At 68.3% G+C, this 21307-nt stretch carries 15 protein-coding genes and 1 tRNA gene; 4 read left to right on the forward strand and 12 right to left on the reverse strand.

What is annotated here, in order from left to right:
* The first annotated feature begins 6 nt into the window (after nt 1–6).
* Nucleotides 7–645, forward strand: a complete 639-nt coding sequence (locus ACM6LR_RS05150; protein ID WP_414943268.1) for a TetR/AcrR family transcriptional regulator — start codon at nt 7–9, stop codon at nt 643–645.
* 82 nt (nt 646–727) lie between these two features.
* Here the strand turns inward: ACM6LR_RS05150 and ACM6LR_RS05155 are convergent.
* Nucleotides 728–801: transfer RNA gene (locus ACM6LR_RS05155), tRNA-Thr, on the reverse strand.
* Between the two features lie 139 nt (nt 802–940).
* On the opposite strand from ACM6LR_RS05155, the gene ACM6LR_RS05160 reads away from it, so the two are divergent.
* Nucleotides 941–2626 carry a hypothetical protein gene (locus ACM6LR_RS05160; protein ID WP_414941913.1) on the forward strand — a complete coding sequence of 562 codons (1686 nt, stop codon included), beginning with the start codon at nt 941–943 and terminating at the stop codon, nt 2624–2626.
* A 440-nt stretch (nt 2627–3066) separates the two neighbouring features.
* Here the strand turns inward: ACM6LR_RS05160 and ACM6LR_RS05165 are convergent, their stop codons facing one another.
* The 7 genes from ACM6LR_RS05165 to topA all read right to left on the reverse strand — a co-directional run bounded on the left by ACM6LR_RS05165 (nt 3067) and on the right by topA (nt 13084).
* Nucleotides 3067–4275: a DNA polymerase III subunit delta' gene (locus ACM6LR_RS05165; RefSeq protein WP_414941912.1), complete on the reverse strand. Its 1209-nt coding sequence runs from the start codon at nt 4273–4275 to the stop codon at nt 3067–3069.
* The gene (locus ACM6LR_RS05170; protein ID WP_414943269.1) at nt 4272–6326 is read right to left on the reverse strand and encodes a bifunctional MFS transporter/dTMP kinase; all 2055 of its coding nucleotides are present in this window, start codon (nt 6324–6326) and stop codon (nt 4272–4274) included. The genes ACM6LR_RS05165 and ACM6LR_RS05170 overlap by 4 nt, the downstream gene beginning before the upstream one ends.
* A 142-nt stretch (nt 6327–6468) precedes the next feature.
* Complete coding sequence (locus ACM6LR_RS05175) at nt 6469–7083, reverse strand: hypothetical protein (protein ID WP_414941909.1); 615 nt, start codon at nt 7081–7083, stop codon at nt 6469–6471.
* Between the two features lie 13 nt (nt 7084–7096).
* A complete protein-coding gene (locus ACM6LR_RS05180; protein ID WP_414943270.1) occupies nt 7097–8332 on the reverse strand; it encodes a hypothetical protein in 1236 nt (411 codons plus the stop codon).
* Nucleotides 8333–8368: 36 nt separating this feature from the next.
* Nucleotides 8369–9142 carry an ESX secretion-associated protein EspG gene (locus tag ACM6LR_RS05185; protein ID WP_414941906.1) on the reverse strand — a complete coding sequence of 258 codons (774 nt, stop codon included), beginning with the start codon at nt 9140–9142 and terminating at the stop codon, nt 8369–8371.
* A complete protein-coding gene (locus ACM6LR_RS05190; RefSeq protein ID WP_414941905.1) occupies nt 9135–9926 on the reverse strand; it encodes an ESX secretion-associated protein EspG in 792 nt (263 codons plus the stop codon). Before ACM6LR_RS05190 ends, ACM6LR_RS05185 begins: the two co-directional genes overlap by 8 nt.
* 257 nt (nt 9927–10183) lie before the next feature.
* The gene (gene topA / locus ACM6LR_RS05195) at nt 10184–13084 is read right to left on the reverse strand and encodes a type I DNA topoisomerase (RefSeq protein WP_414943271.1); all 2901 of its coding nucleotides are present in this window, start codon (nt 13082–13084) and stop codon (nt 10184–10186) included.
* 268 nt (nt 13085–13352) lie between these two features.
* Here topA and ACM6LR_RS05200 point away from each other — a divergent pair, with 268 nt between their 5' ends.
* Nucleotides 13353–14165, forward strand: a complete 813-nt coding sequence (locus ACM6LR_RS05200) for a S1 family peptidase (RefSeq protein ID WP_414943272.1) — start codon at nt 13353–13355, stop codon at nt 14163–14165.
* An 80-nt stretch (nt 14166–14245) separates the two neighbouring features.
* Here ACM6LR_RS05200 and ACM6LR_RS05205 read toward each other — a convergent pair whose 3' ends face one another.
* The 4 genes from ACM6LR_RS05205 to ACM6LR_RS05220 form a co-directional block, all read right to left on the reverse strand.
* Complete coding sequence (locus ACM6LR_RS05205; RefSeq protein ID WP_414937030.1) at nt 14246–14839, reverse strand: hypothetical protein; 594 nt, start codon at nt 14837–14839, stop codon at nt 14246–14248.
* Between the two features lie 52 nt (nt 14840–14891).
* Nucleotides 14892–15476: a hypothetical protein gene (locus tag ACM6LR_RS05210; RefSeq protein WP_414937029.1), complete on the reverse strand. Its 585-nt coding sequence runs from the start codon at nt 15474–15476 to the stop codon at nt 14892–14894.
* 90 nt (nt 15477–15566) lie between these two features.
* Complete coding sequence (locus tag ACM6LR_RS05215; protein ID WP_414937028.1) at nt 15567–16109, reverse strand: hypothetical protein; 543 nt, start codon at nt 16107–16109, stop codon at nt 15567–15569.
* Nucleotides 16110–16229: 120 nt separating this feature from the next.
* Nucleotides 16230–18491, reverse strand: a complete 2262-nt coding sequence (locus ACM6LR_RS05220; protein ID WP_414937027.1) for a sodium-translocating pyrophosphatase — start codon at nt 18489–18491, stop codon at nt 16230–16232.
* A gap of 318 nt (nt 18492–18809) precedes the next feature.
* Here ACM6LR_RS05220 and ACM6LR_RS05225 point away from each other — a divergent pair, with 318 nt between their 5' ends.
* Entirely contained in the window at nt 18810–21293 is a 2484-nt protein-coding gene (locus ACM6LR_RS05225; protein ID WP_414943273.1) for a DEAD/DEAH box helicase, read from the forward strand.
* Nucleotides 21294–21307: the final 14 nt, after the last annotated feature.

Here is a 21307-nt window from a genome sequence, read left to right on the forward strand (position 1 = left end):
GGAGAAGTGACCGCGTCCCGCCGCTACAGCGGCAAAACCGCCGACGAGCGCCGAGCCGAACGACGGCTCGCCCTGCTCGGCGCCGCACTGGACATCTGGCAGGAACAGGGCTGGCCGGCGGTCACCATGCGAGGCGTCTGCGCGCGGGCGAACCTGACCGATCGGTACTTCTACGAGAGCTTCGCCAACCGCGACGCGTTGCTCGCCACCGCCTGGGAACAGGTCCGCGACGAGACCCTTCGCATGATCCTCGACGCTGTCGCCTCCCGGATCGAGCAACCCGCCTTGGAACAGCTTCGCGCCGCGCTGGACGTTGTCGTCCATCACGTGCAGGAGGAACCGGCCCGAGCGCAGATCCTGTTCGGCGACCACGCGGGCAGCGCGGTGCTGGAGCAACTACGGCGGCAAACCGTCCAGGAGACCACCGATCTGCTGATCGAACTCGCCCGGCCGCATCTGAAGCCCGACGTGAACGGGCTGGAGTTCCGGGTCAACGTCCTGCTGGGCATCGGGGGCTTCGTCGAGATCATGCTCGCGTGGCGCTCCGGCGCTCTCGACGCCGACGCGGACACGCTCGTCGAGCACCTCACCGGAGTGGGCACTTCGCTGTCACGGATGTTCCTCGCGGACGACACCAACGGGTGAATTTTCGTTTCGGGTTCGAGGCTTGTCCCGGAAACGGGTCAGGGCCCCATCCGGAGTGTCCGAATGGGGCCCTGACCTGCGGAGCCGCCTAGGGGAATCGAACCCCTGACCTATTCATTACGAGTGAATCGCTCTGGCCGACTGAGCTAAGGCGGCAGACATCGGGCTCGCACCCGATGACGATGACCAGTGTAGCGGAGGGGTTGAACGTCACCTTCCGGGGCCACCGTCGTTAGGTCCTATGACGCCGGTCTCAGTCCCCCAAGATCGGCCTTCCCCACTGGAGGACCTGTTCATGCGGCGACGACTGCCCCGTGTGCTGGCGCTCCCGGCCGCCGCGGCTCTGCTTCTGCTGACCGCGGCTCCGGCGATCGCCCAGGACATCCCGACCACGCCGATCCCCGATCCGGCCCATCCAGGGCAGCCGCCGATGTCGGCGCCCATCGGCCCGCAGCCGCTCGGGAAGGCGGTGGGTGACGCGGGTGCGGCGCTCGGTGTGCTCCGGCTGCTGCCCAACGCGGTGCCGACGAGCGCCATCCTGCCCGGAGCGGACAAGCTGCTGCCGAAGCAGTCCGCGCTCGAAGCCGGGATGGGGCTTTCCAGCGCGCAGGCCAACTCCGAGGCCTACCTGAGCTACGAGAAGTCGATCGCGCAGTCGTCGCCGTTCGGCCTGTCGGCCGCGGGCAACGCGCCGCAGACGCCGGGCAGCCTCGTGCAGACGGCGCTGCCGGACAACCCGAAACCGATCAGCGGCGGCCTCAACGCGCCGAAGAACCCGCTGTTCAACCTCGGCCTGCTGAACGGCGAGGCGCACGCGCGCTGGAGCCCGACGCTCGGGCCGTGCGTCGGCACGATCGCCGACTCGAGCACGTCGATCGCGAACCTCGCGCTGCTGCCGACCATCCCGAACATCCCGGGCGCCGAGCAGCTGACCCAGGCGAGCGAGCAGCTCCAAGCCGGTCTCAAGGGGCTTCCGGGCCCGCTTGCGAATCTGGGCGGGCTCCTTTCGGGAACCAGCGCCAGCAGCGACGGCAAGGGCGCCGTGCTGAGCCTGCCGAACACGCTGTCGTCGCGGTCGACCGTGCGGCTGGTCGACATTCCCGGTACGAAGAACAAGGCCGTCGAATCGACGTCGACCCTGCAGGCGGCCAGTATCGAACTGTTGAAGGGCACACCGCTCGGCCTGACGATCAAGGTCGCCAGCCAGCCGACGCTGCGGGTCACCTCGACCGGCGACAAGAAGACGTCGAAGGTCGAGTACACCGCGCCGGTGCTGCAGATCGTGCGCGGCGACAAGGTGCTGTTCACCCTCGACGCGAACAACCCGACCAAGGACATCCCGGTCGGGATCCCGCTGCCGTCGCTCAAGCAGGTGCCGGGCTTCGAACAGCTGAAGAACGTGCCGGTCATCGGCGGTCTCGCCGAGATGCTGAACGGTGCCACGAAGCAGCTTCCGGGCGGCGAGGCCGGGAACGGGCTCACCCTCGACCTCGGGGTGCTGAAGCTGTCGATCGCCGGGCTGAACCAGAAGTCGAGCGACACGACCTCGCCGTTCAAGGGTTACCAGCTGGGCGCCTCGGCGCGGCTGCTGGATCTGCAGATCCTGCCGACCACCGCGCTGCAGAAGGCGCTGCCGCCGGAGGCCGCGAAGAACCTGCCGTCGTCGCTGGCACAGATCTCGCTCGGCGAGCAGATCGCCCGTGCGCACGCACCGGCCGGCGGCGTCGAATGCGGCACCGTGACCCCGCCGCCCGCGGGCAACAACGGTGGCGCGGCGCCGAAGGGCCCGGTCAAGAACCTGGCCTACACCAACGGCGCGTACGACACGGTGCCGATGTTCTGGGCGGGTACCGCGATGCTGCTGATCGGTGTCGTCCTCGTGGCGGCCATGCCGGGACGGCGGCGGCTTTCGGTGGTTCCTGTCTCTCCGAAGGGCTCGCCGGGCTTCAAGCCTTCGCCGCGGCCGCGCTCGGAGGACTAAACGCGATGAACGGTCCTTTCGCGCCTTGCCCCCGCGTGGGAGGCCCGTTCGTACCGCCTTCAGTCGCGCCTGTAGCTGACGGGGACCTTCGCCGCTTTGCTGCGGTGAAGGTCCCCTTCGCTTCGACCAGGTCGGCCATGTCCCCAATGCCTCATTGGAGACGCTGAGCGTCCCAAACTCGGCATTCGCGCGCGGTCACGATGCTGGCTGAAGGGGACTTTCCCCGCATGCGACGCGGCGAAAGCTCCCTTCACCGCGTCCTATGCGGCGAAGGCTCCCATCACGCCCCACCCGAATCTCCTTCACTTACCCACAGCGCTTGTCCACAACCACCCCAACCTGTGGACAACTCCCGCCACCAGCACTTTTCCGCCCTCCACCCCGGTAGACTGGACTCGGGGTCGCCCCCCTTGGGACGGGCGGGGGGTGGGGTAGGCGCATCAGCCTTGGCGCAGGGTGGTGACCATGGCTTCGACGGCGATCCGCGGTTTCACGTTCAGGTCGATGGCGTCGCGGCATTCCAGCACGGCTTCGAGTCGGCGCAGGATCGAGTCCGGCGCCCAGGCGGAGGCGGCCTGCGCGATTTCCGACGAGTGGTCGGGGTGGTTCAGCGTCGCGCCCGCGCCGCTCGCGGTCACCAGCACGTCCCGATAGAACGCGGCGAGGTCCACCAGCGCGAGGTCGAGGGTGTCCCGCTGGGTTCGGGTCGCGCGTGACTTCTGGCGCTTCTCGAGCTGCTTCACCGCGGCTTCGGCGGCACGTTTCGCGCCCGAGACACCCTTTCCGATGCCGTCACCGCCCATCGCGGTGCGGAGTTCGGACCGTTCGGCCTCGTCGCGGACCTTGCTCTCCTCACCCGCGTCGGCCTCGGCCGCGCTGATCAGCTGATCGGCACAAGTGAACACATCGGACGGACGACGCAGGCCGAGCGGGATCCGCAGCACCGTCGCCCGCCGCTGCCGGGCCGCCTCATCGGTGGCGAGCCGCCGCGCACGGCCGACATGTCCACTCGAGACGGACGCGGCCCACCGCGCGCGTTCGGGATCGATGCCGTCCCGTTCCACGAGCACCCGCGCGATCGCCTCGGCGGGCGGAGTCCGCAGGGTGACCAGGCGGCACCGCGAGCGGATCGTCACCGAGACGTCGTCCGGGTGATCGGACGGCGCGCACAGCAGGAACACCGTGCGTTCCGGCGGCTCCTCGACGGCCTTCAGCAACGCGTTCGACGCGCCTTCGGTCAACCTGTCGGCGTCCTCGATGACCACCACTTGCCACCGCCCGGTGGTCGGGAGGCGAGCGGCGGACTGCACCAGCGAACGCATTTCGGCGACGGAGATCGAAAGGCCTTCCGGCGCGACGAGCTTGACGTCGGCGTGCGTGCCGGCGAGCACGGTGCGACAACCGGGGCATTCGCCGCAACCGAGGCCGGTGCTGCACTGCAACGCCGCCGCGAACACTCTCGCGGCGGTTGAGCGACCCGAACCCGGCGGACCGGTCACCAGCCACGCGTGGGTCATCGCCCCTGGCGCGACAGGCTGGTTCTCGATGATCCGCGCGGCCGCCGTCGACGCCGAAGAAAGGATGCGCGCGGCGGGTTCCTGGCCGACGAGTTGCTTCCAGACACCGATCAGCACAGGGGTTTCCGTCATCTCGCCTCGACCTTTTCCTCCACCGGAGCGAGCCCGGCGAGCCTGCCGACGAGCACCGCGCGAACCGCGGTCCGCACCCGGTCGCTCACTTCGTCCTCGGTACCGTCCGCGTCGACCACCACATACCGGTCCGGGTCCGCGGCGGCCATTTCCGTGAGCAGATGCTGCACCCGCCACTGCGCGTCCAGCGACTCCGACTTCCGCATCACCGTGCCGGGATCGGCGTCGAGCAGGACGGTGATGTCCGGCCGCAGCCGGTTGGTCGCCCAGTCGGCGAGCCCTTCGAGTTCCTGGCTGTCCAACCCGGCGACCGCGGACAGATGCGCCAGCGGCGAGTCCACGAACCGTTCCATCACCACGACGGAACCGGCGTCGAGCGCGGGCTGGATGTCCCGTTCCACGATGTCCGCCCGCACCGCGGCGGCGGCGAGCGCCTGCGCCCGCGCACCGGTCAGCGAAGCGCCGGAGAGCAGCTTCGCGAGCCGCTGGTCGTCCAGGGCCGGGTCGGCGGCCAGCACAACGGGACGCGTCCCCGTGCGCAGCCATTCGGCCAGCCGCGCGGCCTGGGTCTCGGTGTTGATGGCCCGGGTGCCCTCGAGCGCGATCAGCAGCCCGTTGACGCGGCGCGGGCTGCGCCGCAAGGCGTTGCGGAGATCGGCGAGGATCGGCTCGGCACGCCTGTCGTCCATCTGCCGGTAGGCGACGAGGCCCGCGATCAACGCCAGGACACCACCGCCGATCATCACCGGCCGGGTGCCGTCGATCGTGATCGTGCCGCCCCACAAGGTGAGCTCGGTCTGCTGGACCGCGCTGATCAGCACCGGCACCAGCACCGTCGAGCCGAACAGCACGATCTTCATCAACGACTGGTAGATCGCGTTGATCCGGCCACGGATGTCGTCCTCGATCCGCGAACCGATGATCGTGACACCGGTCAGGAACGCCGTCCCAGCCCACACCCCGACGGCGGCGACCGCGACCAGCGAAACGGCGAGGTGCGGCGACAGCGCGACGACGATGAGACACAGGCCCGCGGCGACGATCGAGATCCCGAACAACCGGTCGTGCGCGAGCCGCCGGGCGAGCTTCGGAGCAACGGCCATCCCGGTGGCGAGCCCGAGGAAGACGGCGAGGACGAGGAGGTTGAACGCCGCGTCACCGCCGAGCAGGCTGGACGAGTACGGCTTGGCCGAACCGATCACCGCGCCACCGGCGGCGAACGCGCCGAACGCGCCGATCATCAGCCCGCGCACCAACGGCGTCGTCCGCACGAAGCGGGCGCCGTCGGAGATCATCTGGCGGAAGCCGAACTTCTCCTCGTCCGCCGCCTTGACCTTGGGTTTCTCGACCGTGTGGACGTTGCGCAGCGAGAGCTCGGGAATCCGGGTGGCGATCACGATCGCGCTGGTCAGGTACAGCAGGCCGGTGATGACGACGGCGACCTTCGCGATGCCGAGCTGGGCATCGCCCTGGAAGAAGTGGAACGTGGTGTTGCTACCGGTGAGCAGGGCGTTCGCCCCGGCCGCGGTGATCACCGCGAGGCCGTAGGTCATCACCATGCCGAGCTGGTTGGCCGTCTCGACCTGGTCCGGGCGGCGCAGCAGGTTCGGCACCGCCGCGTCCTTCGACGGGATCCACATCATCGCGCAGCAGCCGACCAGGAAGTTCCCGGCGAACACCCACCACGGCGTGCCGACGAACGCGATCGACAGCAGGAATCCGCACCGGCCGAGGTCGCAGAGCACCATCACCTTGCGCCGGTCGAACCGGTCGGCGAGCAGCCCCCCCAGCGGGGCGAACAGCAGGCCCGGCAGCAGCGACGTCAGCACGACACCGACGAACGCGAAGTTCTGCGCGGCATAGCTGTCGGTCAGCTTGGTGACCAGACCGGTCAGCGTGAGCAGGTTCAGCCAGTCCGCGACACTGCACAGATAGCTGACACCCCAAAGCCGGCGGAACGGCTTGATCGCCAGCACCCGCCGCGCGCGGTGGATGGTGGAGGCGTCACGGCCCGAAGATCCACCCGTGCCCGCTTCGGGCACTGACTGCACGCCCTCGCTGATACGCCCACCCCACTAGTCACGCGGCGCCGAACAACCCGGGTGTACGCCGAGTCCCCCGACCGTATGGCCAGGGTATCCCGATGGGTGACGTCGAGATGGACGGCCCCGTCCGGCGCTACCGCCGGACGGGTTACCCGAAGATCCCCGCGATGCTGTTGAACAGGCTGGCCAGCAGCTGAATAGCGAGGACCGCGAAGACGATCATGAGCGCGATCGCGATCATCACACCGGTGGTGTTCGACGACGGCTTGCCGAGCCTCGGAAGCTGCATCGAACGCTTGGCTCGCCGGATTTCGACCTCGGCCTCTTCATCGACCTCGACCGGCTCTTCCTGCCTTATCCGGCGAGGCTGACGAAGCAGCTGCGGCGGCCTCGACGGCCACGTGCGCTGCTGGGGCAGGATCCCGATCGGCGTAACGCCTTGCTCACCGACCGTGCTGACGATCCCCACGGGCGGAAGGAGGGCGGACTGCTCACCGCCGGGTGTCCTGGCGGGTTGTTCGTCCGCCAGCATCGCCGCGTTGACCATCCGGCTCACGACTTCGGGGTCGTGCTGGACCGGTCCGGGGATGGGCAGGCGATCGTCCCCGGCCTCGGCCGAGGGGTCCGATGGCGGCACTGTATTGGTCGTGACCAGCCCGGACATCGGGTCGGTGAAGGTGTCGCCTGGAGGATCTGCCTGAGTGCCGTCGCCTTTCACGAACTCGGGGGCATCGAAGAAGGGGGCTTCGCCCTTCCCGCTCATGGTGACCACCTCACTAGGGAATGTCCTCTGCTTCCAGGGTAACCACCTCGGTTCGGCGCACATCCGCCCAATGGGCCAGATAAATGTCACGCGCGGCAAGGCTGATCTTCACATCCTCCAGCAAAGGTTCGAAGAAAGAACGCCGGTACCGGGCATCTGTCGCGGTTGAAGCGGCAAAGTACAAACCGGAGAAAACCGCAAGGAAAAGGGAGACATTGATGAGGGCGGAACTCACCGGGAGGGGGACACCCAGCAGTGTTCCGGGCGCCGATTCACGGCCTGCGAACTCCGTCACGACCTCCGGCCGGAGGATCAGCACCCCGAACACGATGAAGAAGGCGAACACCAGTACCCCGAACGCCACGATCTGCACCGCCTGGGCGAAGAACAGCACCAGGCCGATGTTCAGCCGCTCTGTCTTCGTAAGAGTGGCTTTCGCCGGCACACGACGGCCGGGCGGCGGAGTGTCGTCGTCGAACGGCGTGCCGCGCAGGACGGCCGCCCCGGGTTCCAGGGTCCAGGACATCAGCTCCTTCATCTCGTCGGACAGCATCGACGCCAGGAACACCGCTCCGATCACGACGAGGAAGCCGACCACCAGCCACAACCGTCCCGGGCTCAGGCGTTCCACGGCCTGCCACAGCTCGGCGGTGAAGAAGCTGAACATCACCACCAGCAGGAGCAGCGGCAACGCCCGCGACGCGAGCGTGCCGATGGCCCTGACCTGCGCGACCGCGCTCCGCGCCGCCCAGGTCAGGATCGAGCCGACCCCGATCCGCACCAGCAGCATCAGCACGGCCAGCGCGGCCAGGTTGGTGAGCACGGCGCGCCATAGCGGGTCGCTCCACGGCACCAGTCCGGTGAGCCGCTCGCCGAGCGGCAGCATTGACACCCAGAACCCGATCGTCGCGACCATGACGGCCAGCCGAACCCGGGTGCGGTGCAGCGCCCGGAGCAGCTTCGCCATCAGGCGCCCGCCGACCACCGGCACCACGACCACGGCGAACGTCAACGCCAGTACGCCGAGGACGTAGGCGAGGCCGCTGTCACGCATCCTGGCTTCGAGCACGTCCTGGGGCACGTCGAGGAGCTTCAGCAACCCGGCCAGCAGCAGGTCGAGCAGGCACAGGAAGACCAGTCCCGGCGTCGACCGGCGCAACATGCCCGCGCCGCGCCTTCGCCGGTGGATGACCATCGGCAGCCCTCGCCGCCGGAACCACGCGTCCGCCGCGCGCCGGTCCAGGTCCATCGCCCGCCCTCCCCCGAGTCATCGCATGAATTGCGGCTACGTCCGGCTCAAGTCCACCGCCTCGTGCAGCCAGCCCGCCAGTGCCGGGCGGTCCATTCCACCGAACATCAGCCACCCTTCGGAAGGGGCGGCGTACAACACGAACCTCCCCAGATCGTTGTCGACGATCACGAATCCGTAGTCCGGGTACTCGGCGTTCAGCCCGCCGAAGGCGACCAGATCGAGGATCGCCGTCCCGGTTCGCGGCCTAATCAGTGTGTCGCCGACCAAGCCGACTTCTTCGTCCTGGCCGGGCAGCGGCACACCGTGCTCGTCGATCCGGATGCGCATCGGGGCCACTTCACCTGCCGGGACGTGCGGGAGCCCGCCGAACACGCGGGAGCCCAGTTCGCCGAAGTCGCTCAGGCTGAACGTGGTCCGCCGTCCCGACCGCATCCGCCAGACGACCGCCTGGTGCCCGTCGCCGTAGCAATCGACCCGTACCGCGCGGGGCGCGGACGCGAAGACGCCGGTGAGGACGCCTCGCACCGAACCCCGCAGCATCACGCCGTGCATCTGGATCGCGGCGGGATGGATCTCGCCGTTCTCCATCAGCCCGGCCTCTTCGAGCATCGCCGCCTTGGCCGCGTACCGCTCGGCCTGGGTGACGAGATCCGCCGGCCCGTCGTAGGACGGGCACAGGCGGCGGATCTCGTCGTCGGTGATCTCCGGGTCGTACCCCAGGTACACACTCCGGCGCTCGGGCACCGCGCGCAGCACCGGCTCGGCGGCGCGCTTCATCAGTTCCTTCACCGTCGTCGCCTCACGCATGGTTCTGCACCGCCTTCACGATCCACTGTTCGGCCATCGACCGGCTGGCCGGACCCCAGGTGAGCGTCCAGCTGCCGTCGGCGTCCATCGCCGCGCTGAACTGGTACCGGCCGAGGTCGTTGTCCACCAGGCCGAACGCGCCGTGCGGGTACTCGGCGAGAATCGAGTTCCGCACCGCGAGATCGACCAGGACGGTGCCGTGACGCGGCCGCGAAGCACCCTCACGGATCACCTCGACGGCCTCACGGGCCCCCAGCGGGATCAGCCCGCCCGCGTCCGTCCGGATGCGCACGGTCTCGCCGGGGCCAGTCGGGTGGTCGGGCAGCCCGTCGAACACCCAGCCCGGCAGCGCGCTGAGGAAACCGGACCGCAGCCGCGCTCGCCTGCCGAGCTTGTTCAGCACCGTGGTGTAGTCCTCGTCGCCGAAGAACCGGACCTCCCACGGCTCCGGGCGCGCCGGGAAGACCCCGGTCACCACGCCGCGGATGAACCCGCCGCGCAGCGCGCGATAAAGCCCGACGGCCTCGGGCGTGACCTCACCGCCGGGGGCGAGTCCGATCGCCGCCATTCCGCTGACGAACCGGGTGTACTGCTCCACCTCCTCGGCAAGGGTGAGCCCTGGAGTCGGCTCCTCGTCGGCCAGCACGGGTGGCACGGCGAGTTCCGGATCGTAGAACTCCATCACCGAGGGACGCTCCGGAACCTCGGCGGCCAGCGGGGCGATGACCTCGTCGATGACGTCGAAGACAGCGGTCGTTGAAGTGCTCACCTGACCATTGAACACCCTGGTACCGACAATTTTTAGAACTTTTGTTCGAACGGGCGAGGCCGGTCGGCGAGCGGTCGGTGAGCGGTGTCCGGCCGACGGATTCGCTCGGCTGAGCCAGGCGTCGGACGCGATCCGGCCCGTCGACCACAACGCCGATCATCGGTGCGGCTTCTGGGCGAGCCTTCGTTCCTGACCGACCCCCCCGGATGCCATGAACGGTCCGTTACTTGCAAATTCTGCAAGTAACGGACCGTTCATAGCGCTCGAAGGGACTACTTCGTCTTCGTGGCCGTCGAACGCGAAGCGGGCTTCTTGGCCGCTGTCGTCTTCGCCGCCGTCGACTTGGTCGCGGTGGTCTTCTTGGTCGCGGTGGTCTTCTTGGCCGCGGTCGTCTTGGCGGCCGCGGGCTTCCGCGCCGGAGCCTTACGCTTGGGCGCGGGGCCCTTCGCGCGCTTCTCCGCCAGCAGTTCGGCACCGCGCTCGGCGGTCAGTTCCTCGATGCTGTCCGACTTCCGCAGCGTCGCGTTGTACTCGCCATCGGTCACGTACGGACCGAAGCGGCCGTCCTTGACCACCATCGGCTTACCCGACACCGGGTCGTCGCCCAATTCCTTGAGCGGCGGCTTCGCGGTCGCGGACCGGCCACGTTGCTTCGGCTCCGAGTAGATCTTCAGTGCCTCTTCGAGCGTGATCTCGAAGAGCTGGTCCTCGGTCGTGAGCGAACGTGAGTCCGTGCCCTTCTTCAGGTACGGCCCGTAGCGCCCGTTCTGGGCGGTGATCTCGTCGCCGGATTCCGGGTCCTTGCCGACCACACGCGGAAGCGAGAGCAGCTTCAGCGCGTCTTCGAGGTTCATCGTCTCGATCGACATGGACTTGAACAGCGAACCCGTACGCGGCTTCGGCTGCTTCGCCTTCGCGGCCTTCTTCTGCGCGGCCGTCGCGGTCTCGGGAAGCGGCTCCGGCTCGGGCAGGAGCTCGGTGACGTACGGCCCGAAGCGGCCTTCCTTCGCCACGATCTCATGTCCGCTGACCGGGTCGGTGCCGAGCACGCGGCCTTCCTGCGGCGTCGCGAACAGCTTCTCGGCGAGTTCCAGGGTCAGCTCGTCCGGCGGCAGGTCCTCGGGCAGGTTCGCCCGTTGCGACGTGCCGTCGACCTCACGCTCGAGGTACGGGCCGTAGCGGCCGACGCGCACGACGACGGTGTGGCCGTCGGGGTCGCTGAACAGCGGGATCGAGTTGATCTCGCGGGCGTCGATGTCCTCGACACCCGAGCCGACCAGCTTCTTCAGCCCGCCGAGGCGACCGACGGAACCGTCGACGCCCATGTCACCGCCGAAGTAGAACTTCGACAGCCACTGCGTGCGGTGCTCGTCACCGGCGGCGATGCGGTCGAGTTCGTCCTCCATGCCGGCGGTGAAGTCGTAGTCGACCAGCCGCTCGAAGTGCCGCTCCATCAACCCGATCACGGCGAACGCGACCCAGGAGGGCACCAGCGCGGAACCCTTCTTCCACACGTAGCCGCGGTCCTGGATGGTCTTGATGATCGACGCGTACGTCGACGGGCGGCCGATGCCCAGCTCTTCGAGCTTGCTGACCAGGCTCGGCTCCGAGTAGCGGGCCGGCGGCGACGTGGTGTGCCCGTCCGGGCTCAGGTCGCCCGCGGTCAGCGCCTGGTCCTTGACCAGCTGTGGCAGTCGGCTTTGCTTGTCGTCCGCTTCGCCGCCGCTTTCGGTGTCGACGGCCTCGACGTACGCCTTGAGGAACCCGGCGAAGGTGATCGTGCGGCCCGAAGAGGCGAAGGTGCACTCCTCACCGCTGGTGGCGGTGCCGACGATGCGCACCGACATCGTGGTGCCCTTCGCGTCCGCCATCTGCGACGCGATCGTGCGCTGCCAGATCATCTCGTAGAGGCGGTACTCGTCGGTGTCCAGATCCTTCGCGACCTGGCCCGGCGTGCGGAAGACCTCACCGGAGGGACGGATCGCCTCGTGAGCTTCCTGCGCGTTCTTCACCTTGCGGGTGTACTGGCGCGGCGACGGCGAGACGTATTCCTTGCCGTACAGCTGCGTCGCCTGGCTGCGCGCCGCCGAGATCGCCGACTCCGACAGCGTCGTGGAGTCGGTACGCATATAAGTGATGTAACCGTTCTCGTACAGCTTCTGCGCGATCCGCATGGTGCGCTCGGAGGTGAACCGCAGCTTGCGGCCCGCCTCCTGCTGCAGGGTCGAGGTCATGAAGGGTGCGTACGGCTTCCGCGTGTACGGCTTCTCTTCGACACTCGCGACCTTGAAGTCGCGGTTCTTCAACGCCTCGGCGAGCCGGACCGCGTCGACCTCGGCCAGCACGCGGATCTCGTTGTTCGAGGCCTTGAGCCGCCCGTCCGAGCCGAAGTCACGGCCGGTGGCCAGGCGCGCGCCGTCGACGGCGATCATCCGCGCCGGGAAGTTCCGCGGCGATGCCTCGGCGCCGGCGTCCATCGTCGCCGAGATGTCCCAGTACGACGCCGAGGTGAAGCGCATGCGCTCACGCTCCCGCTCGACCACGATCCGGGTCGCCACGGACTGCACTCGGCCCGCCGAAAGCTTCGGCATGACCTTCTTCCACAGCACGGGCGAGACCTCGTAGCCGTAGAGCCGGTCGAGGATGCGGCGGGTTTCCTGCGCGTCGACCAGGTCGCCGTCGAGCTCACGGGTGCTGTCGGCCGCGGCGCGGATCGCCTGCTCGGTGACCTCGTGGAAGACCATCCGGCGGACCGGGACCTTCGGCTTGAGGGTCTCCAGCAGATGCCACGCGATGGCCTCGCCCTCGCGGTCGGGGTCCGTGGCGAGGTAGAGCTCGTCGACGTCCTTCAGGAGGCTCTTCAGCTCGGTGACCTTGGACTTCTTGTCCGGCGTGACGACATACAGCGCCTTGAAGTCGTTGTCGACGTCGACACCCAGCCGCGCCCACGACTCGCCCTTGTACTGGGCGGGCACGTCGGCCGCGCCACGGGGAAGGTCGCGGATGTGTCCGACGGAGGACTCCACGACGTAGTTGACGCCGAGGTACGGGGCGATTTTGCGGGCCTTGGTCGGCGACTCGACGATCACCAGCCGACGACGGCCCGCGCCGTCGTCCGACGCCGCGGTCTTCTTCGTCCGTGCTCCTGCCACGCTGTCCTGCTCTCCGCTCATCTTCGGCGCTTTCGCGCCGCCTCTCGACCCGTCAGTGTGCACGCTCGCACCACCCGGACCACGTCTAGGTGGTGCAACACGCCGCCGATCGTGTGTCCAGCGCATCGCCGCTGACCTCGCCGATGTTTCCTTTCAAGACCTAGCACGTGATGTCCGACACGTCCGCCCGGGGTACCGCGTGACGACGTGAACACCCTCCGTTCGACGGTGGTGGCCCCCTTCCGCCAACGCTTCACTTGATATCCACGCCGACCCGAAAGGACTCCACGTGACCCGACGACTCCTCGGCACACTGTTCGCCATGCTGACCGCCTCCGCCCTGGTCGGAGCCGCCCCGGCGGAAGCGGCCGCGACGACGTTCGCCGGAACCGTGGCGCTGTCGAACTGCTCCGGGTCGGTGGTCAAGCCGCCCGAAGCCAGCCTCGACGACCCCGCCCTCGTCCTTTCGAACGGGCATTGCCTCCAAGAAGGTTTTCCTGACCCTGGAGAAGTAATCGTCAATCAACCTTCGTCACGGACCTTCAGCCTTCTGTCCAAGGACGGCCGTTCGTCGCTCGGCACGCTAAAGGCGAAGAAGCTGCTCTACGCGACGATGACCGACACGGACGTCTCGCTCTACCAGCTCAACACCAGCTACGCCAAGATCCAGACGACCTACGGTATCGCCCCGCTGACGCTCTCCTCGACTCGTCCGTCGGCCGGTGTCGCGATGGACGTGGTCTCCGGCTACTGGAAGAAAATCTACTCCTGCGACATCGACGGCTTCGTCCACGAGCTGCACGAGGCGGACTGGGTCTGGAAGGACTCGATCAGGTACACCCCGGCGTGCAAGACGATCGGCGGGACCTCGGGGTCGCCGATCATCGAGACCTCGACCGGCAAGGTCGTCGGCGTCAACAACACCGGCAACGAAAGCGGTCAGCGATGCACGATGAACAACCCGTGCGAGGTCGACGCGGCCGGGAAGGTGACCGTACGGAAGGGCATCAATTACGGGGAGCAGACCTATCAGCTGACCTCCTGCCTTTCGCGTAGTGAGCTGAACCTGACGAACCCGGACTGCAAGGCGCCGAAGCCCTGACCGGTGGCCTCCCGGATGAGATGAACGGGACTTTTATCTCAAGAGTGCAATGAAAGTCCCGTTCATCCCCTCTTGAAGCTTCAACCGGCGCGCACGACGGGCACCAGGCTCGGCCAAGCGGGTTCCGCCCCGGCGGGCGCGTCCCCGATCAGCTCCAGCACGTGCGCCAGTCGCCGCCGTCCGGTGACCCGCAGCAACGCCTCTTCACCCTTCGACGCTTTCGCCGGCACGCCCAGCTGGGCCAGCGCCGCGATCAGCCGCTCGTGCGTCTCCGGCGCCTCCGGATCAAGCGCGAGCAGGTAACCGTTGCCCTGGGGGCTCCCGCCGGCCAGCGCCCACATCCTCAGCATCGCTCCATCGAGCCGGAACCCGTCCGGCAGGACCTTCACCTCGCCCCGGCTCCACCGCCGCTCCAGCGGCAGCAGATCGACCCGGAACGGCGTTCTCACGAGTGGCCGCCCGCATTCGGCGGCCGAAACCTGCGCCTCGGCACCACGCCGACGGCATTCACGGGCGAGGGCACGCGCCCGCCACGGCTCGTCGACCACGGCGGACAGCCGCGCGGCCGTCCGCCCGAAGCCCGTCATCCGCCCGGGCCCGCACAGCACACCGGCGAGGTCGGCGAGCCCAGGCCCGCTCGCCTCCGCCGAGAAGAGCGAGATCGTCCCGTCCACCCCGACACAATAGAACACAGGTTCGAGTCATGGCCAGTGACAGCGCGGTGACTCAGCGAGGTTGCTTGACCAATTCCTGACAACCTTGGATCCGACTGCTCGCCGAAGCGAGCTGAGGCACGTCGTTAAGGCCCCTCAGGAGGTCGAGACGGTCGAGTTCGTCGAGCGAGGTCCTCGCGTCGCGAAGCGCCGTCTTCGTCGCTTCGGCGTCGGTTGAGGAGTCAAGACGGTGGCGGACGTCGTCGGCGCGGACGCGGATGCTGTCGAGCTGGGCGACGGCGGCCGTTCGCGAGGCGTCGCCACCGGCGACCGGAGACGGACCGAGGTTCTCGAGCGCGGCCAAGGTGCGGTTCAGTCCTTCGACCACCGAGGCCATCAGCTCACTGGAGGTCCGGGATGCCTGCTGGGGCGTGCTCGGATCGACGCTGGGCAACGTCGCCAGCGTCCGCACGAATCCTCCGGCCGCGCCGCAGTATCCCTCCGCCCAGGCAGAGACGGGGTCGGCCTGCGACGCGCTGACCGTCGCGAGGCCTTCTTGCCCGGCATGGGAAGTCACCGCGAGCTGCTGCCCGCACCCGGCGAGGCCGAGCCCGAAACCTGTTGCCAGCGCGGCAAGAACGGTGAACCGCGGCCGCACGAAAACACCTCCCGACCTGACGACTTCCCAGCTGGCCCCCGACGGTACCGATACCGGGGGGCATTGCAAATCAATGTGACGACAAGAAGGTCAGGAAGGCAGCTTCTTGCAGTTCGGTGCCTGCCCGGCCATCGCCTTCAGTGAAGCGTTCGTTTCCAGCTGCTGGAACGGGTCGGGCATGTCGTTGATGTCCGACCCGATCCGCCGGAACGCTAGCCCAGCCTGCGCCGTGGCCGCTTTGTCGTCCTTCGGCGCGGCGTCCAATTCGGTCTTCGCCGCGACGACCTGGTCCCGGATCGGCGTCAGCGCGTCGACGATGCTCTCGCGCGCGGCCTCGGCTTCCGCACTCGGCGCCGGGCCGAGTCCGTTCAGTCCGGTCACGGCGTTGTCGAAACCCGGGGCGAACACACGGAAGGCTTCGTCCATCGCGTTCCGGGCGTTCGCGACGTCACCCTGCTCGAAGTCGGGCATCCGGAATTCGCCGATCTTGGCGAAGTCGATCAGCGAACCGCAGAAGCCGTCCATCCACGAGCCTCCGGCGGCGGGCACAGGAGAAGGAGGCGCGGCGGCCGGCGTCCCGGCGCAGCCCGCCAGCAGGAAAGCGACGGCGAGCAGGGCGATCGAACGCCTCATGGCAGGGACTCCCCCGGATCGGGATTTCAGTGTGACGCGCAGAGATTAGCCTGCCCCGGACAGCCGCCGGGCCCGCCACGGAGAATCCGTGACGGGCCCGGCGCGCGATACTTTTCGGCGTTACGCCTTCGCTTCCGCGGGCGTGTCGGAGAGAACCGACTCGCGGCGCTTGGAAACGACGATCGCTGCCACGATGATCGCGACGGCGACCAGCGAGATCCCGATCCGGACGCCGACGTTGGCGTCCGGGCCGATCGAGAACTGCACGACCGCCGGGGCGATCAGCACCGACACCAGGTTCATCACCTTGATCAGCGGGTTGATCGCCGGACCGGCGGTGTCCTTGAACGGGTCACCCACGGTGTCACCGATGATGGTGGCCTCGTGCGCGTCCGAACCCTTGCCGCCGTGGCTTCCGTCCTCCACGAGCTTCTTCGCGTTGTCCCAGGCGCCACCGGAGTTGGCGAGGAAGATCGCCATCAGGGTGCCGGTCGCGATCGCACCGCCCAGGTAACCGGCGAGCGCGCCGGTGCCGAGACCGAAACCGACCGCGATCGGGGCGAAGACCGCGAGCAGACCGGGAGTGGTCAGCTCACGCAGCGAGTCGCGCGTGACGATGTCGACGACACGGCCGTACTCGGGCCGCGTGGTGCCCTCCATGATCCCCGGGATGTCGCGGAACTGGCGGCGCACTTCGTAGACGACCGCGCCGGCGGCACGGGACACCGCGTTGACCGCGAGACCGGAGAACAGGAACACGACCGCCGCGCCGATGATCACACCGACGAGCGTCTCCGGGCCGACGATGTTCGCGACGAACTCCTTGCCGTCGCCGACCGCCTTGGTGATCGCGTCCTGATAGGACCCGAACAACGCCGTCGCCGCGAGGACCGCCGTGGCGATCGCGATGCCCTTGGTGATGGCCTTGGTGGTGTTGCCGACCGCGTCGAGCTCGGTGAGGATCCGCGCCGCGTCCTCGTCGACGTCGCCCGACATTTCGGCGATGCCCTGCGCGTTGTCCGAAATCGGGCCGAAGGTGTCCATGGCGACGATGACACCGACGGTGGTGAGCAGACCGGTACCGGCCAGCGCCACGGCGAACAGCGCGACACCGCCACCGACGAGGAAGGCTCCGAACACGGCCGCGCCGATGACCAGCGCGGTGTACACAGCGGATTCGAAACCGACTGAGATACCGGCCAAGATCACCGTCGCGGCACCGGTTTCCGACGACTTGCCGACCTCCTTGACCGGCTTGTACTCGGTGCCGGTGTAGTAGCCGGTGAGCTTGAGGATGATCGCGGCGAGCACGATGCCGATGATCACCGAGAGGGTCGCGATGACCGCGGGGTTACCCGACTTGCCAGCGAAGGCCTCGCCGAACTCGGAGAACGAACCGGGAAGGTAGACGAACGCCGCGATCGTCGAGAGCACCGCGGAAATGCCCGCGGAGATGTAGAACGAGCGGTTGATCGTGACCAGGCCGCCTTCGCCCACCTTGGCCTTGGTGATGTAGACGCCGATGACCGCGGTGATCACGCCGATGGCGGGGACGATGAGCGGGAAGATCAGGCCGTGCACGCCGAAGGCGGTGCTACCCAGGATCAGCGCCGCCACGAGCATGACCGCGTACGACTCGAAGAGGTCGGCCGCCATACCGGCGCAGTCACCCACGTTGTCACCGACGTTGTCGGCGATGGTGGCCGCGTTGCGCGGGTCGTCCTCGGGGATGCCCTGCTCGACCTTGCCGACCAGGTCCGCGCCGACGTCGGCGGCCTTGGTGAAGATACCGCCGCCGACACGCATGAACATCGCGATCAGCGCGGCACCGAAACCGAAGCCCTCCAACACCTTCGGGGCCTGTCCGGTGTAGACCAGGACGACCACCGCGGCACCGAAGAGGCCGAGGCCGACGGTGATCATGCCGACGACGCCACCGGTGCGGAACGCCAGGCGCATCGCCTTCTCACGACCGCCGGGCTCACGCGAAGCGGCCGCGACCCGCAGGTTCGCCTGCGTCGCCAGCCACATGCCGAGATAGCCGATCGCGAAGGAGAATCCCGCGCCGACCAGGAAGAAGATCGACCTGCCGATCTTCTCGTTCCAGTCATCGGCAGGCAAAGCGAAGAGCAGCACGAACACGATTCCCCCGAAAATCACGAGGGTGTTGCGCTGCCGTTTCAGATAGGCAGCCGCACCTTCCTGCACTGCCTTCGCGATGTCCTGCATCTTGGTGGTGCCCTGGCCCGCGGCCAGCACCTCCTTGAGCAGAACGTAGCCGATGACCAGTGCGGCAAGGGCGACCACGGCGATTACACCGACGATGGTGTAACCACCTCCGGAGAGCGTGAGTTCGCCCTCCGCGAGGAACTGCCGGGACATTCGTCCTCCTGGAGACGTCGCCGTTGACCAACGACGATCCGCCGAAGGAACCGGCGGCTCGCGCGCTGGCATGGGGATCTGAACCGAACGTCACGCTAGTCGCACTGCAAGGCACGTCTCACATGACGCTCGCCACAGACGGTGTGGATTGCGGGAGTGTATTGGTAGAGGGATGGAGGACGGCAAGGCGTCCCCGCCACCGCACGTTCCGTTACCTTGTGAGCCTGATCACTGTATCGATCATCCGCTCCCCCTTCCGGCGGCAGGCCCGTGCGACGGCGGCCGGTTTCTGTCGGGGTGCTGTGCGAAGCTCGGAAGGTGGACGGCACGGCGGAATTCGGTAAGGGGCGGCGGCTTCTCGACCGCGCGACGGCGGGGATCCCGGCTTCGCTGTACCCGGTCACCCATGTGGCCGAACTGCCCGCTCGTTCGGCGGATTCGGTGGACTGGCCGGAGTGGGCGGCCGCTCCGGTCGTCGAGGCGCTGACGGCGAGCGGTGTCAAGGCGCCGTGGCGACATCAGGCCGAAGCCGCGTCGCTGGTCCGCGAAGGCAAACACGTCGTGATCTCCACCGGCACCGCGTCGGGCAAGTCGCTCGCGTACCAGTTGCCGGTGCTCTCGACCTTGGTCGAGGACGAGCGGGTCTCCGCGCTGTACCTGTCCCCGACCAAGGCGCTCGGCGCCGACCAGTTGCGTGCCGTGTCCTCTTTGGACATCAAGAAGGCGCGGGCCGCGTCATTCGACGGTGACACTCCGATGGAGGAGCGGGACTGGGTCCGCGCGCACGCGAACTGGGTGTTCACGAACCCGGACATGCTGCACCGCGGGATCCTCTCGTCGCACGCGCGCTGGTCCCGGTTCTTCCGCCGGCTCTCGTTCGTCGTCGTCGACGAATGCCACAGCTATCGCGGCGTCTTCGGTTCCCATGTGGCGCTGCTGCTGCGCAGGCTGCGGCGGGTCGCGGCGTACTACGGCGCTTCGCCGGTCTTCGTTCTGGCGTCCGCGACGACGGCCGACCCGGCGGCGTTCGCTTCGAAGCTGTCCGGGCAGGACTGTGTCCCGGTCACCGAGGACGGCTCGCCGCGTGGCGCCCGCACGGTCGCGTTGTGGGAACCCCCGCTGCTGTCGGAAATCTCCGGCGAGAACGGGGCACCGGTGCGGCGCTCGGCCGGCGCGGAGGCTTCGCGGATCCTCGCCGAACTGGTCATCGAGGGCGCCCGCTCGCTGGCGTTCGTCCGGTCGCGGCGCGGCGCCGAACTGACGGCGCTCGGCGCTCGGCGCATTCTGTCCGAAGTGGACGGCGCACTGGCGGAATCCGTTGCCGCGTATCGATCCGGATACCTGCCAGAGGAGCGCCGCGCGCTCGAAGCGGCGTTGCTGTCCGGACGGCTGCTCGGTGTGGCGACGACGAACGCGCTGGAACTCGGCGTCGACATCGCCGGGCTGGACGCGGTGGTGCTGGCCGGTTATCCGGGAACGCTCGCGTCGTTCTGGCAGCAAGCGGGCAGGGCGGGGCGCGCGGGCGACGCGGCACTGGTCGTCTTCGTGGCCCGCGACGATCCGCTGGACACCTATCTCGTGCACCATCCGGCCGCGATCCTGGACCGGCCGGTGGAGGCCGCCGTCCTCGACCCGTCGAACCCGTATGTACTGGCGCCGCAACTGGCCTGCGCCATCGCCGAACTCCCGCTGACCGAACCGGAGGTCGCGGCCTTCGGCGGTGACGCGGCGCGTGCCGTGCTCGCCGATCTGGTCAAGGAGAAGATCGTCCGGCGCCGCACGAGCGGCTGGTACTGGACTTCACGCGACCGGCCGCACGCCGACGTCGGCATCCGCGGCTCCGGCGGTGAGCAGATCGCCGTGGTGGAGGCCGATTCCGGGCGGATGCTCGGTACGGTCGATCCGAGCTCGGCCTGCTACGCGGTGCATCCCGGCGCGGTGTACCTGCACCAGGGTTCGTCCTACGTGGTCGACGAACTGGATCTGGAGACCGGGCTCGCCATGGTGCACGCGGAGGATCCGGACTGGACGACGTCACCGCGCGAGATCGTCGACATCAGCGTGCTGCGCACCGAAGAGATCCGGGTGCACGGCGGGGTCACGGTGAACCTCGGCGAAGTGTCGGTGAGTTCGCAAGTGGTCGGCTACCTGCGAAGACGCCTTTCGGGCGAGGTGCTGGACCAGACTCCGCTGGACCTGCCGGAGCAGAGCCTGCACACCCGTGCCGTCTGGTACACGATCTCGGCGGAGCTGCTCGGCGGTTCCGGGGACCCCGGGGTTGCTGATGGTGTGGCGGGGACCGGGGGCCATCGGCCGGGGGCCGGGGTTCTGGAGCCGGTGGGGACCGGAGGCTCCTGGGTGGGGACCGGCGAATTTGGCGGGGCACCGGGGACGGGCGCCGAGTTGGATCCGGCGCGCGTCCCCGGTGCCCTGCATGCCGCCGAGCACGCGGCGATCGGCCTGCTACCGCTGTTCGCTACTTGCGACCGCTGGGACATTGGCGGGGTTTCTACCGCGTGGCACGAGGACACCGGGGAGGCGACGGTGTTCGTGCACGATGGCCATCCCGGGGGTGCGGGATTCGCCGATCGCGGGTTTGCCGCAATTGTCCCTTGGCTGGCCGCAACGCGGGAGGCGATCGTTTCCTGCGAGTGCCCGGCCGGCTGCCCGTCCTGCGTCCAGTCGCCGAAGTGCGGGAACGGCAACGATCCGCTGGACAAGGCGGGGGCTGTGGCCGTTCTGGACACCGTGCTCGGAGCGATGCGTCAGCACGGGTCGCAGTCAGGCCACTTGGTGGTTTGACATCGATGTGGCTT

This window comes from Amycolatopsis sp. cmx-11-32, from assembly GCF_047608695.1.
Lineage (GTDB): Bacteria > Actinomycetota > Actinomycetes > Mycobacteriales > Pseudonocardiaceae > Amycolatopsis.